General features: G+C 51.9%; 11 protein-coding genes and 1 pseudogene. 6 read left to right on the top strand and 6 right to left on the bottom strand.

What is annotated here, in order from left to right:
* Positions 1-2: 2 nt before the first annotated feature.
* The 3 genes from JJU47_RS04190 to JJU47_RS04180 all read right to left on the bottom strand — a co-directional run bounded on the left by JJU47_RS04190 (position 3) and on the right by JJU47_RS04180 (position 2,955).
* Complete coding sequence (locus tag JJU47_RS04190) at positions 3-1,055, bottom strand: glycosyltransferase family 2 protein (RefSeq protein WP_228616446.1); 1,053 nt, start codon at positions 1,053-1,055, stop codon at positions 3-5.
* Positions 1,056-1,207: 152 nt separating this feature from the next.
* A complete protein-coding gene (locus JJU47_RS04185) occupies positions 1,208-2,113 on the bottom strand; it encodes an NAD(P)-dependent oxidoreductase (protein ID WP_228616444.1) in 906 nt (301 codons plus the stop codon).
* Positions 2,110-2,955, bottom strand: coding sequence for an aldolase/citrate lyase family protein (locus JJU47_RS04180; protein ID WP_228616442.1), 846 nt, complete (start codon positions 2,953-2,955; stop codon positions 2,110-2,112). Before JJU47_RS04180 ends, JJU47_RS04185 begins: the two co-directional genes overlap by 4 nt.
* Before the next feature lie 216 nt (positions 2,956-3,171).
* Here JJU47_RS04180 and JJU47_RS04175 point away from each other — a divergent pair, with 216 nt between their 5' ends.
* On the top strand, positions 3,172-3,819 hold the full coding sequence (locus JJU47_RS04175; RefSeq protein WP_228616440.1) for an acetyltransferase: 648 nt from the start codon (positions 3,172-3,174) through the stop codon (positions 3,817-3,819).
* A gap of 205 nt (positions 3,820-4,024) precedes the next feature.
* Here the strand turns inward: JJU47_RS04175 and JJU47_RS04170 are convergent, their stop codons facing one another.
* Positions 4,025-4,480: a hypothetical protein gene (locus JJU47_RS04170; RefSeq protein WP_228616438.1), complete on the bottom strand. Its 456-nt coding sequence runs from the start codon at positions 4,478-4,480 to the stop codon at positions 4,025-4,027.
* Positions 4,481-4,812: 332 nt separating this feature from the next.
* Between JJU47_RS04170 and JJU47_RS04165 the strand changes: the two genes are divergently transcribed.
* Both JJU47_RS04165 and JJU47_RS04160 read left to right on the top strand, forming a co-directional pair.
* The gene (locus JJU47_RS04165) at positions 4,813-6,720 is read left to right on the top strand and encodes a beta-glucoside-specific PTS transporter subunit IIABC (RefSeq protein ID WP_228616436.1); all 1,908 of its coding nucleotides are present in this window, start codon (positions 4,813-4,815) and stop codon (positions 6,718-6,720) included.
* Between the two features lie 44 nt (positions 6,721-6,764).
* The gene (locus tag JJU47_RS04160; RefSeq protein WP_228616434.1) at positions 6,765-8,207 is read left to right on the top strand and encodes a 6-phospho-beta-glucosidase; all 1,443 of its coding nucleotides are present in this window, start codon (positions 6,765-6,767) and stop codon (positions 8,205-8,207) included.
* Positions 8,208-8,245: 38 nt separating this feature from the next.
* Here JJU47_RS04160 and JJU47_RS14665 read toward each other — a convergent pair whose 3' ends face one another.
* Complete coding sequence (locus JJU47_RS14665) at positions 8,246-9,427, bottom strand: transglutaminase domain-containing protein (RefSeq protein ID WP_228616432.1); 1,182 nt, start codon at positions 9,425-9,427, stop codon at positions 8,246-8,248.
* 108 nt (positions 9,428-9,535) lie between these two features.
* Here JJU47_RS14665 and JJU47_RS04150 point away from each other — a divergent pair, with 108 nt between their 5' ends.
* From JJU47_RS04150 to JJU47_RS14660, 3 genes and pseudogenes are all read left to right on the top strand, one after another.
* On the top strand, positions 9,536-11,224 hold the full coding sequence (locus tag JJU47_RS04150; RefSeq protein ID WP_228616430.1) for a hypothetical protein: 1,689 nt from the start codon (positions 9,536-9,538) through the stop codon (positions 11,222-11,224).
* Positions 11,225-11,241: 17 nt separating this feature from the next.
* The gene (locus JJU47_RS04145; protein ID WP_228616428.1) at positions 11,242-12,726 is read left to right on the top strand and encodes a hypothetical protein; all 1,485 of its coding nucleotides are present in this window, start codon (positions 11,242-11,244) and stop codon (positions 12,724-12,726) included.
* Between the two features lie 134 nt (positions 12,727-12,860).
* Positions 12,861-13,220: pseudogene (locus JJU47_RS14660) on the top strand (PD-(D/E)XK nuclease family protein).
* 105 nt (positions 13,221-13,325) lie between these two features.
* On the opposite strand, the gene JJU47_RS04140 reads toward JJU47_RS14660, so the two are convergent.
* A complete protein-coding gene (locus JJU47_RS04140; protein ID WP_228616426.1) occupies positions 13,326-14,297 on the bottom strand; it encodes an aldose epimerase family protein in 972 nt (323 codons plus the stop codon).
* Positions 14,298-14,301 lie beyond the last annotated feature (4 nt).

Below are 14,301 nucleotides of genomic sequence, written 5' to 3'. Positions count from 1 at the left end.
CTTTACACGCGTCTCCGCATGAAATCGACACCGCGCAATAGGAAGATGAGAGGTAACGTCTGTTCATGTTTACAGAGTGCGAAGAACGTCTTCCACTTCAAATCAAGATGCGACAAGTCGAACTGCGCGTAGGCACGTCGATAATCATCTTGTCGGAGCACGTCCCGGAGTGCTTTCGCCTGACCGCGCACTGATCTTGGCGATGCCAACTCATTCAATCCGATACCAATCATACTGAGAGCGATTCGGTTCGACAGCGCCTGGCGGTACTCGTCGCCCAAGTCGTGCCGCTCGATATAGTCCATCATGAAATGGAAGAAGTTGATGCGGGACGTGACGAGGTCTTGTTTGTAGACGGTCGATTCCGAGTTCATGTTCGTCTTCCGGTAATGGTAGACCGGGTAATCGACATAGACGAACCGTTTGCAACGTTCAAGCGCATGGATTTGGAAGTACAAGTCAACGAACGTTCCATGCGGTCCCCCGATTGGTACCCCATCAAGCAGTGTCCGTCGATAGAGGGTGATGCAGTTTGAGTTGAGGGCGTCAATCGTTTCCGGGTGGGCCAACTCTTCCCCAATCAGACCGAATAGACGGCGATGCACGTAGCGCTTCGTCTCTACTTCGTCGAACGACAAATAGTTCGTCGGGAAGATTTGTTTCGGTAGCGCCCGATTCTCGTACTCCCGGACATACGTGCCCATGACCACATCGGCTTGTTCGCGGTCCGCATGCTCAACGAGCACACGAATCGCCTCTAGGTCGAGCCAATCGTCGCTATCGATAAACATGACATATTCTCCGTTCGCCATGTCGAGCCCGCGAGCCCGGCAAGCCGTACAGCCTCGATTCATTTGATCGATGACTTGGACCCGCGGGTCTTCGACGTATGTCCGAGCGATATCTAAGCTATCGTCCGTACTTCCGTCGTTGATGCAGATGATTTCAAGGTGGGGGTACGTCTGATGAACAAGACTGTCTAGGCATTGATGTAAATAAGTGCTCGTGTTGTAAATCGGGACAATCAAACTAACGAGTGTCGTTAAGTTGGCCATCGGGTTCACTCCTTCTTGGATGTCGAATCAGGATGTAGGAAAACCGCTAATGCTACCCTCGTTCTTCCCGGAACGATTTCGTCGTAAATACCAATCCGAATGAGTGACAGATATTTTTTTCGTGAAATATAAAAACAAGTCGACCTGGAAGGTCAACTTGTCGTTTGGTGCGTCAGATTGTGAAAAATCGTCCGAAATAGACGTCTGTTCACGTGGTCGGACACGTATGAGTTATGGGGGGTGAGTTGGACGGCCGGATGCGTCCAGAACGGATGGTCAGCCGGCAAAGGTTCTGTCTCGAAGACGTCAAGCGCCACACCGGCGACTTTATTCGTTTCAAGCGCAGATAAGAGGGCGGATTCATCGATGATGGCACCGCGCGCCACGTTCAACAGGATGGCCTCATCTTTCAAGTGTTCGAACCTGGCTCGGTTGAACAGATGATACGTCTGTTCGGTCAACGGTAAGGCAATCACGACGACGTCACTTCGAGCGAGCACATCGTCAAGCTGATTGAATTGGACGTATTCGTCAACGAACGAGATGTCGCGCACCCGTCTTCCGACACCAATCACGTGCATGCCGAACGCACTGAGCCTTGTCGCGACGGCTTCACCTACATGGCCGACTCCTAGAATAGTCACGGTTCGGTCCGTCAGCTCCCTCAAGCGACGTTGTTTCTCCCACCGTTTCTCGTGTTGCTGCGAGCGAAATACGGCGCCGCGTTTATAAAAATCGAGCAGTTGCCAGACGACCCATTCAGCCATCGGGACGGCATAGGCGTCACCGGCGTTATAAAGCTCGATATGTCGCTCTTCCAACCGTGAAACCGGGACTCGATCGAGTCCCGCGCTCACGACTTGCACGAACCGAAGACGTGGAAAATCGTCCACATCGCGATACGTGAACAAATTGTTGCAAATGACGCCTTCTATCGCTGATACATCATACCCGACGACATCTTCTTCACGTTCTAACTGATGAAGCTTCACGCCGGTCTGTTCGATTTGTTGACACTCTTTTTCGCTGAAACGAAACCCGCTGCACAATACGTTCATGACAACATTCCTTTCCCTGTCTGGAGGTTCGCGACGACCGCTTGGACATCGGCCACCAATTGGAGGCGATTCTGTTCCAGCCAGTCGCTCGTCGCGGCGGCGAGCTGCTGCTCATACGCCCTGATTCTCCATACCCCTTCTTGGAACAGTTGAGCCTGTGTTTTGTTTATCGTTTGATTCGGGCTGATGTTACAAAAACTTCTGGAAAGAATCGCAAGTGTCGATCCGAGCCGAGCGTGTTCTGCGATTATTCGCTCAGCCGGTACACTTCCTTCCCCGATTCGCCCAATCCCGCCAAACCCGAACTCAATTGATGTTTGTGCAATCATCGAGGCTAACTGTTCAATCAAGCCGTCTGCCAACGGTTCGAATAGAAACGTTTGCCCGTAACTCAAATGAAGGTCGTTCAAACCGATATGGATGTAGTCAATTCCGGGGCTTCGAATCACTTCAGGCATACACTGAACCGCCTCTTTCGTCTCGCACAACAAGCATGCTTTAGCGCGGCCTGCGACGAAACGGATGAACGTCTCGACTTCTTTTACCGTCTTATAATAAGGGAGCATGACGATGTCCGCTCCTCGTCGAATAACATCGTCGATTTCTTCACGGGATCTTTCATGAATCGGGTTGACGCGTACGAGTAGCGACGCCGAGTGAAGTGCCGCTCGAATCAGGCTGACGTCCGCCGGTGCATGGCGTGAGATAACCGTGTCGAGATGACCTTGCCGTTCAACTTTGCCGAGCAGCTCTAAGTCGACAAAAATCCAGTCTACCCCTTGTTGTTCGGCGAGGACGGCGACTTCTGGTTGATTGGTGATATACATGAGCTTTAACGACATATAGGCCCGCTCCCCTCTTTCGATGAATACGATGAAAAAATAGCCGGATTCAACGACAATCAAACAGCGAAATGAAGAATGTTTTCGCAACGTATCGGCGTATTTCCGAACGCAGATATGACTTGAGCAGCATAAAAGGAATTTGGTTTGAAATCACGAATAGCGGTTATAGTACAGACATGAAAAGAGCGGTAACGAGAGAAATGAGGGAACATCATGGAAGACATCGTATTGTTTGGAGCGGGCGGCCATACGAAAGTATTAATTGATATCATTGAAAAGATGGGACGACACCAAATCATCGGTATTTATGACGACAGGTCCGAGCTCTTTGGTACAAACTATTTTGGTTATCCCGTCATCGGTCCGATTCGCTCAAATTATGCTGTCAAACGGGGTATCATCGGGATCGGAGACAACGATAGCCGGGCGGCCGTATCTCGAGCCATCCTTCAACAATCGCCCGAGTTCGAGTTCATCCGGGCCATCCACCCTAGCGCAAGCATTGGTCGAGACGTCACGATTGAAGCAGGGACCGTGGTGATGGCGGGGGCTGTAATCAACCCAGGTACAACGATCGGGTCTCACTGTATCGTCAATACGATGGCGTCCGTCGATCATGATTGTCGAGTGGACGAGTTCGCATCCGTCGGACCAGGAAGCCATCTAGGGGGCAACGTACACGTGAAGGCACGCTCGTTTGTCGGCATTGGTGCGACCGTCATCCATCAAATCACTATCGGATCGGACAGCGTCATCGGTGCCGGGGCGACCGTCCTTCACGACATTTCTAATAACGTCATTGCGATTGGATCACCAGCAAAACCGATGCGAACACGGGAGGCGAACGAAAAATTTCTATAAGAAAAAACATCAGTGCTAAGCTGATGTTTTTTATGCTGCTATATCGATTGTAATCAGTTTTTCAGCGTTGTGAATAGAAATCGAGCATTCAGTCTGAACCCAGTTCTTTTTCCAATATAACGTCATCATCGTGATGCCGAAGTCGTCTCTTTTAGTTGTTTGAACGGCAAGACGGTCTCACCCTTTTCAATCTTATCCTCATCGTCTAGTTGAGTTCTCGATTCAATTCCCGGTCGGTGATGTAGTCAGGTTCAAGTTTTAATAGGGCGCGTTCACATAGACGTTGCAGGACGAATACAGTAAGAAGTAACGTGAAAAGCGGACTTAGGGATGCGCTCCCTGTCAAGCCGATATCATGCCCCCAAAGCAGTAGCAAAAAACCGAGCAAGCCGAAAAACGTAAGCCAAAACGGGAGGCGCACGAGCCGTTGGTATGTCGGGTCTTCGTTGAACGAGCGACGAATTGTACCGAGCTTCCATTCGCGGACGAGAAGTGGAACGACACCGAGCAAGCCGAGAGAAATGATGAGCGGCTCCGACGACTCGACCGTTCGCAGTAGCGTTCCTGTGATGAGAATCGAACTCACCAAAATGATGAATGTTTTTCCTTTGCCTTGTCGCGCGTAGTCGACGAGTTGGCGGATATGTTGTTCGCGTCTCATGGGCTTCCCTCCTTTTTCATTCTATGTATACGGATTGATCGTAAAAAAGTTTCCGAATCAAAAAAATACTGCATCTATAGAAGAGAGAAACCGAGCACCTGTGTTCATGACAAGAAATCTGAAAATTCCTAAATGTAAGCGTTGACATTATGTTTTGACGCATGCTACATTTCAAGTATCAAATAACAACTGAATGGTTTCCTGCGCAGGAATGTTACCTTCACGGGCATAACCTGGCTCGAGTCAAATCGGCATACGTCTTTTCACGTATCCATTTGACTCGGGTCAGGTTTTTTATTTGAACAAATCCAACGTAAAGGAATGAGACGGACATGAAATACGAACAGCTCGCACGCGACATTATCCAACACGTCGGCGGCAAAGAGAACGTTAACAGCGTCGTCCACTGTATCACCCGTTTGCGTTTTAAACTGAAAGATGAAAGTAAAGCCAACACAGAAGCCATCAAAAACATGGACGGTGTCGTTACCGTCATGAAGAGCGGCGGCCAATACCAGGTCGTCATCGGCAACCACGTCCCAGACGTGTATAAAGCGGTCGTCGAGGTCGGCGGCTTCCAAAACCAATCGCCAATCGAAGACGAGGACGGACCTAAAGGATCACTCTTTAGCCGTTTCATCGATATCATCTCTAGCATCTTCACCCCGATCCTCGGCGTCTTGGCCGCGACCGGGATGATCAAAGGGTTCAACGCCCTCTTCGTCGCCCTCGGTTGGTTATCTGCCGAATCCGGCACGTACCAACTGTTGAACGCCGTCGGGGACTCGCTCTTCTACTTCTTCCCGATTTTCCTCGGTTATACGGCGATTAAGAAATTCGGCGGCAGTCCGTTCATCGGGATGGCCATCGGGGCATCGCTCGTCTATCCGACGCTCTCAACACTTACGGCCGGTGACCCGCTCTACACCGTCTTCGCCGGTACGATGTTCGAGTCACCGATTCACATCACGTTCTTCGGTATCCCGGTCATCTTGATGACGTACTCGACGTCCGTCATTCCAATCATCATCGCCGCGTTCTTCGCTGCGAAACTTGAGAACTTCTTGAAGACGGTTATCCCGGACGTCATCAAAATGTTTATCGTCCCACTCCTGACGTTACTCGTCATCGTCCCGCTCACGTTCATTTTGATCGGACCGATCGCGACATGGGCCGGTATGTTGCTCGGTAGCGCCACGGTCGCCGTCTACAACTTGAGCCCGCTCATCGCCGGTCTCTTCCTCGGTGGCCTCTGGCAAGTATTCGTCATCTTCGGTCTACACTGGGGACTCGTTCCGGTCGCCATCAACAACTTGACATCGCTCGGCTCGGACCCTGTGCTCGCACTCGTCTTCGCGGCCTCGTTCGCGCAGATCGGTGCCGTGCTTGCGGTCTTCCTACGAATTAAAAATCAAAAGGTGAAGACGCTCAGTATCCCGGCCTTCATTTCAGGTATCTTCGGTGTCACCGAGCCTGCGATTTACGGGGTCACGCTCCCGCTTAAAAAACCGTTCATCATGAGCTGTATCGGTGGTGCCGTCGGTGGTGGAATCATGGGTGTCATGGGGACGCAAGTATACATGATCGGCGGTCTCGGCGTGTTCGGCTACCCGTCAAACATTTCACCGGAAGGGATCACAGCTGGTTTCTACGGTGCACTCATCGGGACAGCGGTCGCTTTCGTCGTCGGTTTCGTCTTGACGTACCTCTTCGGCGGCGTCAATAAAGCCGTCGCAGCGACACCGCAACCGGAAGTCACACCGGTCGCTGAAGAAGTATCGGCGACGAAAGTCGGACAAGAACAAGTGCTCAGCCCGCTCGCCGGGAACGTCGTCAAACTTTCCACGATCTCGGACGTCGCGTTCTCATCCGGTTCACTCGGTCAAGGCGTCGCCATCGAACCGACGGAAGGCAAACTCGTCGCACCAGTGTCTGGCACGGTGTCGGCCCTCTTCCCGACCCATCACGCCATCGGCATCACGACCGAGACGGGCGCCGAAGTGCTCATCCATATCGGCATGGACACGGTCCAACTCGAAGGGAAACATTTTAAAGCACACGTCACGCAAGGCGAGTTCGTCGAGAAAGGCCAGCTGTTGATCGAGTTCGACCTCGACGCGATCAAACGCTCAGGCCGTGCGCTCACGACGCCGATCATTGTCACGAACCGGAAGACAATTGCCCCGAGCCAGGCGTCACGCGTCCAAACGGGCGAAGCATTGTTTGTCATCAACGAATAACGCGGGAGGGCTCGTCCCTCCCCTACTTTAGAAAGGATGATTTGATGAGTTTTCCAAACGGATTTTTATGGGGCGGCGCCATCGCCGCGAACCAAGCAGAAGGTGCTTACTTAGAAGGCGGGAAAGGGCTGACGACGGTCGACTTGTTGCCGACAGGGAAGAAGCGATTCGACGTCATGTTCGGCGACTTGCCGTCGCTCGAGCCGGTGCCGAGCGAGTTATATCCGTCACACGAAGCGATCGACTTCTATCACCGTTATAAAGAAGACATCGCGCTGTTCGCCGAGATGGGCTTCAAGGCACTCCGTCTATCGGTCTCATGGGCCCGCATCTTCCCGAACGGCGACGACGCCGAACCGAACGAGGAAGGGCTCCAGTTTTACGACGACGTCTTCGATGAGTTGTTGAAGCACGGCATCGAACCGGTCGTCACGCTCGCCCACTTCGACGTGCCGGTTAGCCTCATTAAAAACTACGGCAGTTGGCGCGACCGTCGCCTCGTCGATTTCTTCGAGACGTACGCGACGACGCTGTTCACCCGCTACAACGGCAAAGTGAAATATTGGATGACGTTCAATGAGATCAACATGCTGTTGCATTTGCCGTTCATCGGCGCCGGGCTCGTGTTTGAAGAAGATGAAAATAAGCAGCAAGTGAAATACCAGGCGGCGCACAATCAGCTCGTCGCGAGTGCGAAAGCGGTCAAGGCGGCGCACGCCATCAACCCGGACATGCAAGTCGGCTGCATGCTCGCGGCCGGTCAGACGTATCCGTACTCGTGCAACCCGGACGACGTCTTGGACGCGATGGACAAGGACCGCGAATCGTTCTTCTTCATCGACGTGCAGTCGCGCGGCGAGTACCCGGGCTATGCGAAACGCTACCTTGAGGAAAACGACATCATCCTAGCGATGGAAGACGGCGACCTCGAGCTGTTGAAACAACACACGGTCGACTATATCGGCTTCAGTTACTACGCGAGTCGGACGACGAGCACGGACCCGGAAATCAACAAGACGACAGAAGGCAACGTCTTCAGCTCGCTCGAAAACCCGTTCCTCGAGAAATCGGAATGGGGCTGGACGATCGACCCGACCGGCTTCCGCATCACGGCGAACCAGCTGTACGACCGTTACCAGAAACCGCTGTTCGTCGTCGAGAACGGACTCGGTGCCGTCGACACGCCAAAAGACGGTTATGTCGAGGATGACTACCGCATCGACTATATGGCGAAGCATATCGAACAAATGCATGAGGCCATCAAAGACGGCGTCGAGATCCTCGGCTACACGAGCTGGGGGCCGATCGACTTGGTGAGCGCCTCGACCGGTGAGATGAAGAAGCGTTACGGCTTCATCTACGTCGATAAAGACAACGCTGGGAACGGCACGCTCGTCCGCTCGAAGAAGAAGAGTTTCGATTGGTACAAGCAAGTCATTGCGACGAATGGAGCGGAGCTGACGCTTGCGGCGTCCGTGGAAAAATGAGAAAACGCAGGTTGGCTCTATGCCGACCTGCGTTTTCCTCATTTATAATCACCGACTGCTGTTACCGGATACTTCCCTTCCTCCCACGTATGATCCGCTCGCAGTGTCGCATCAGACACTAAGAAGTAATCGTACCCGACTTCCCCCGGCCGGTTCGGAACCGGATCGTTCCACGTCGTGTCGAGATGATACCAGTCCCCGTCAAGCTTCACGAGGTTCCACGCATGCAGTTCCGTCCCGGCCTCACCCGAGATGTATCTCGTCTCGACGCCTGCCGCTTCCAATAGAAGCAACGTCGTCAGCGCATACCCTTCGCACACACCTTCCCCGTTGAAGAGAATCGAGTACGGCGTATACGGGCTCGCCGTGCTATCCAAATTGTACGCGGTATTCAACACGACGAAGTCGTTCACGTATTTCACTTTCTCATAATCGTTCAGACCGATTGGCATCTCTTGAATGATGCGCTCGACGCGGGCAGCAATTTGATGGGACTCCTCGGTCGTCATGTCATAGGCGAGATTGACTTCAAGGTCGACGTATCCACCGTGGTCCCGGTATTGACTCTCCCCGCCACGCGATAAGCGGAAGACGTAGATGTGGTTCGCCTCGAGCCAGGCCCACGCCGATTCCATCGTCTCATCAAAGTCGTTCGCCTTGCCGACGTACCGGATTTGGAACGACTCGTCGAATCGGCTCATATGATAAGTGAGCGCCATCCCGAGTTCTTCTGATGACGTGATTTGTCTCGGCAGTTCGAACTTGTCATCGAGTATCGTGGCCGACGAACTCACCACTAGTTGCGAACCCGGCCATTCGATTATCTTCGCCTCTTGGTAGGTCGCATATCCGCCGACCGCACTCACACCCAACATGATCAACGCCAACACGTTGCGTCCAGTCACAGCAACCGAAGACCAGACCGCCGAGCGTCGACTTTTAATGATTTGATTCAATTCATCGCTCACAAGTTGCTCCAATTCGGTTCGTTTCATTTTCACTTTCGAACGGAATTGAAACACGACTTTTCGATAAATCGGGTCGAGCAATTCAAACTGTCGGGCCGGGTTATGCTCCGCCCGTTTCAATTCATCGTTAATTGTTCGCATTTCTCGTCGCAACGCCTGCCGGACGAGTCTTGTCGCACGCCCAGTCCGGAGCAATAGTACGCCAACTCCTCCGCTTAACCCCATAATCAAGATATACATGATAATTTCCACGATAACCGCCCCTCGCATCCTTGTTTACCAGTTAGAATATTTTCCCTACCAAGCATCATCTATAAGTATATAATAACTCTATAAACAATATATGGAAGGTGCTGCGTTATGAACATTAATACATATTTGAAAGAATACGCCCACACACTACTCGGCGACGGCACGCATATCGCCCCGAACGTTCCCGACAAAAAATTGAACGGAGCCATTAAGAATTATGCGGAGGACGCGATTCCTGAACACGTTGTCGTCTTATACGATTCAACGCTCTTCAAGAGCGGCAAAGAAGGCATGCTGTTTTTAGGTGACCGCTTCTATTTAAAACCGTTGCTCGAAAAGCCGATTTGCGTCTACTACAAGGATTTGCAACGCGTCGATTTGGACCGTGAAGTCACATATAAGAACGATAAACGAAAAGAAAAACTTCATATCGTCATGCACACGGACAAATATGATTACAGTCTGTCTGACAAGCTCGCGACGTATAACGTCGAAGGCGTCGTCGAGCTATTGAACGGAATTGCCGCCTTGAAAGACAAAGAAGACGAGCTCGTCAACGTCTCACAGGTCACCCCGCTCGCCGACTTGCCTGAAATGTATAAGCTCACCTATTTAAAAGTCTTGGCCAACTTCACGTTCTTCGATGATCAACAGATTGACGCCGAAGAGTATAGCGAACTGATGTCGCTCGTCACCCGCATCCATCTCAGCTCGGACTATCGGTTGCAACTTCGGGGCTATTTGAGCAATCCGAATGAACATGCACCGACGATCGCGTTGATTGACGAGTTACGCGACTTATCGACGACCCTCGACTTCTCCATCGTCGAGAAATCGTTGTTCAAAGACCTACTTTACCTTTTTAAATTAAAGCGTCCGCTCTCGGCTTGGTTCGAGAACAAGTTTCTTGAAGAGTTGAAAGAAGTTCTATCGATTTCGCGAGAAGAAATCGAGCTCATTTCAAGCGCCATCCAAAGTGACGAAGATATTTTGACGTTCCGGAAAAACGACTCGGAAATTGCCAAGTCGATGAAAGACTTGGCGGCGAAAGCAGCCGCGGTCGGTGTTCCACTAACCGCAATCTATTTATCCGGTTCGGTCGTCGGATTGAGCGCGGCCGGGTTGACGTCTGGTCTCGCCTCTCTCGGCATGGGTGGTCTGCTCGGCTTCTCGAGCATGTTCACGGGTATCGGGGTGTTGGTCGTCATCGGGGTCGGCACGTATCAAGGATTGAAAAAAATCACAGGCATGAAAGACATCGAAAACAATAAACAGCGGGAATATATGCTCCAAGCCATCATCCGAAACACACAACAAACACTCAACTGCCTGCTCGAGGACATCAATGAGATCTCGAATCGACTCGTCGCTGCCATCCAGCATGGCAACGCCAACTCAGAGAAGATCAATCAGCTATCGAACATGCTACAAATGCTCAATGAAAGTGCCCAGTTCAGTGCCGACAAACAAGTCTACTCGCAGAAAGAACAGATCATCACACAGCTCCCTTCGAAACTGAGCACGGTCCGTTTAGACGAGTTGACGTCAAAACCGACGTATCAGAAACTACGTGACTACGTGTATACGTGTTATACGCCTGAACCTGTTCAGCTTGATGACTCGATGTTCAGTTCCGAGGAAGAGCTCGTCTTGAAAGAGACGCTCACACTCGACGAGTTGGACCAGTTACACGAATCGCTCCAAGCAATCGGCTACTTCGACATGTCTGGCGGCGGTCTGGCCGAAGTGACGGGTGGCGCGAAGCGTCTCGTGAAGAACGTCTTTGGTGACAAATGAATCGGTCCGATCAAGACATGATTAATCAGGCAAAGGCGTTGCTCGTCCAGCAACATCAAGCCGCAAAGGCTGAGCAACGCTTAGGTGACATCCATTCACACTTAAATCAACTTGAAGACACGCAAGACGCTCAATCGGCAACGCTCGACCAGTTGTTTGAAGACATGATGCAACTCATGAATGGACAGGTACCGCAAACAGCGGCACCTCAGTTGGCGCCGCTCGCCGTCCCGACGTTTGAAGACCTCGAGCCGATTCAAGTCTCCGACGTCTCCTGGGATTTGTACTTGGACAACCTCGACACGTACGCGACGAGACATGATGTGATCGGACTCGACGACCCGTTCGCCCACCTGTTGACGGTAAAGCAACGGCACGACTTGGCGACAACATTTAAAGAAGACTTCTTGCTGAAAGAAGCGGAATGTGACCGCTACGATTATATGATTGCGTCCTTCAGCGGCCTCGTCGCCGGCCTCATCGACAGTTTCTTTGTCGGTTCCCCGACAGACAGCAAACTTCAGAGTTGGTCAGATGAGAAAGTCGACAACGTCGTCATCAAGTTCGCGAACCTCGTCTGGAAACAAGACAAAAAGAACGGGGCCCGTCTCCGGAAGCAACCGGATTCGATCGCGAGTGCCATCGGTTTCTTAGAGCGCCGCTTTAAAGTGAACTATGATGCACGATACGCGCAGGATTTGAAGATGGGTGATGCGACACTCAACATGCGTCCGTCGGACCATCACTTGAAGTCGCTCGCCCACGCCCCGGACATCATCGGTTTGTTTTTCTCGATTTTAGATCAGTTCACGGGTAGAGCGACTTTTGTCTCGGACGGTCGCCTGCTTCGACTCGAACCGAAAGAAGATGGCACGCACAGGCTACAAGGCGGAAATCTACTAGCCAAACTGTTCGCCGGGTTTGCCAACTGGTTCGGTCACCTCTTATCTGACGTATCGGGATCGAGTGGCGTGCGCGGTCATGACAACGGTCGTCGTGGCGCCGGCATCCCGCTGCCGTTCTTTGAACTGTTCCAGTTCGCTGACTTCGGACAAGTGTCACATAACGGGAAGCCGCTCTCGTTTGCCGACTTCTCGACGAAGGTTTTCGAGAGTGGATATGATGCACGGCACGGTGTGGCGATGGCCGTACCCGTCGTCTTCAACGAACTCGTCATCCGTCTGCTTTGGGGCTTGAAGAGCCTGTTTTATCATAAGAATGGCTGGCTTGAATCGATTCCCGTCGGCAACAAACCGACGCTTCGAAAGATGCTCTTCGTCGGCCATGGCGCCCTCTGCCTGACCGACGGGATGGATGCCTACATCCGAAGCGGCAACGTCCCGATTTTGTTTGCGACGCGCTTGAACTATATCGCCTGGAGCCGCTTCGCATATGCGTCGATGCAAGAGCTGAGGCATGTGCTCGGCAAAGACGTGTACGACTGGAAAGCGGTCGACGCCCATCTCGACCAAGAATGGAAGAAACTTAGCGGTGCATACTGACAATGAAGGAGTTCTAAATGACCTACTCACTTGATACCATCTTACAACTTGAGAATACGCCAGAATTCAACAAACTCGATCAACAATTCAATGAGTTTAACCCGTTCACAATACTCCGCGTCGCTAAATAGGAGATTCGTCATTCGAACGTGCTTGCCTGGTTGTTCGATCCAAATGAGAACCATCGGCTCGATAGCATTTTCTTACGAAAAATACTGATGCACTTAATCATGAAATCCGATATTGAAAACAAAATCGATACGTTCGATTATTAATCTTTTGCCCATGCTCCTCTTTCTGACATTATCGTTGATCGTGAATGGTCAAAAAATAGGATTGGTGCGATTGATTTGCTCATTGAATTCCCGCCGTTGGACCTGATTTTATTTATCGAAAACAAGATTCATCCCATTGAATCAGCAGGTCAACTCGATCGTTACTTAACGAGCGTGACAGAATACTACCGAATCGGAACATTCTTACGGTCTTCTTAACGCTATCTGGTGACACACCCTCCCACAATGCGTATTGGATGAACTATATACCGTCAACGTCTAAAAGAAGACCATCGCCCGTTTCACAGGGTGATGGTCTTCTGTTCATTCTGCATTAAATTTATAAATCGTCCTCGAAAGATACAACTCCCCGGGCTTCAACTCGATCGACGTCGCCACATCCGGATGGTTCGGCGCGTCAGGGAACGCTTGGGCCTCTAAACAGATGGCGCTATGCTTTTGCCGACCTTCTAGCGTGACCGGTGTCTCTTCACTGAGGAAATTCGCCGTATAGACGACCATGACCGGTTGGTTCGTCTCGACGTCCATGATGCGTCCAGACACCGGATCATGCAATCGCGTCGTCCCGTCCTTCAAAAGAAACGGATGATCCAGTCCACCGGCTTTTTCGATCGCCTCGTCATTCGACGTAATCGCCGCCCCGACCTCTTTCCCGTCCCGGAAGTCGAACGGTGTATCAGATACCTCAAGCAACTCGCCCGTCGGTAACGACTCCCCGTCCAAACGTGCCACGTGATCCGCCGGCAGCGTCAGCACGTGATCGTGAATCGTAGGTCGACCGCCGAGGTTAAAATAGTTGTGATGGTTCAAGTTGACCCACGTCCGCTCGTCCGTATCGGCCGTCATCGTGACGACGAGTTCATTGTCGTCCGTCAGTTCATAGATGACTTTGAAGCGGACATTTCCCGGGTAACCTTCTTCGCCGTCCGGGCTGAGGTACGTGAAGACAATCGCCTGTCCGTCGACGTCCATGTCCCAATAGCGGGCCGTGATGCCTTCGTCGCCGCCATGGATGTGGTGCGGTGCCTCGCTTGGGGTCAAGGCCACGCCATCGATCTCGGCATTACGGATCCGGCCGGCGATGCGTCCGACGACCGAGCCTAAATAGACCGGGTTCTCAAGATATTGTTTGGTGTCACCATATTTCAAGATGACAGATTCCATGTTACCGTCACGGTCCGGTGCCGTCAGTTCGGTCATGGCGCAGCCATACTCAATCGCCGACAAGCGCATACCGTTCGCATTTTCAATCGTTGCTTCTCTCAACTCGCTCACCTAC

This window comes from Exiguobacterium sp. (genome assembly GCF_020832205.1).
Taxonomy (GTDB): domain Bacteria; phylum Bacillota; class Bacilli; order Exiguobacteriales; family Exiguobacteriaceae; genus Exiguobacterium.
The sequence above is the reverse complement of the archived record's forward strand: the minus strand, read 5'-3'. Positions and strand labels throughout refer to the sequence as shown.

What these genes read in the sequence shown, in the direction of transcription:
- JJU47_RS04190 (WP_228616446.1), bottom strand. Translation starts at nt 1,055, where the DNA reads ATGGCCAACTTAACGACACTCGTTAGTTTGATTGTCCCGATTTACAAC.
- JJU47_RS04185 (WP_228616444.1), bottom strand. Translation starts at nt 2,113, where the DNA reads ATGAACGTATTGTGCAGCGGGTTTCGTTTCAGCGAAAAAGAGTGTCAA.
- JJU47_RS04180 (WP_228616442.1), bottom strand. Translation starts at nt 2,955, where the DNA reads ATGTCGTTAAAGCTCATGTATATCACCAATCAACCAGAAGTCGCCGTC.
- JJU47_RS04175 (WP_228616440.1), top strand. Translation starts at nt 3,172, where the DNA reads ATGGAAGACATCGTATTGTTTGGAGCGGGCGGCCATACGAAAGTATTA.
- JJU47_RS04170 (WP_228616438.1), bottom strand. Translation starts at nt 4,480, where the DNA reads ATGAGACGCGAACAACATATCCGCCAACTCGTCGACTACGCGCGACAA.
- JJU47_RS04165 (WP_228616436.1), top strand. Translation starts at nt 4,813, where the DNA reads ATGAAATACGAACAGCTCGCACGCGACATTATCCAACACGTCGGCGGC.
- JJU47_RS04160 (WP_228616434.1), top strand. Translation starts at nt 6,765, where the DNA reads ATGAGTTTTCCAAACGGATTTTTATGGGGCGGCGCCATCGCCGCGAAC.
- JJU47_RS04150 (WP_228616430.1), top strand. Translation starts at nt 9,536, where the DNA reads ATGAACATTAATACATATTTGAAAGAATACGCCCACACACTACTCGGC.
- JJU47_RS04145 (WP_228616428.1), top strand. Translation starts at nt 11,242, where the DNA reads ATGATTAATCAGGCAAAGGCGTTGCTCGTCCAGCAACATCAAGCCGCA.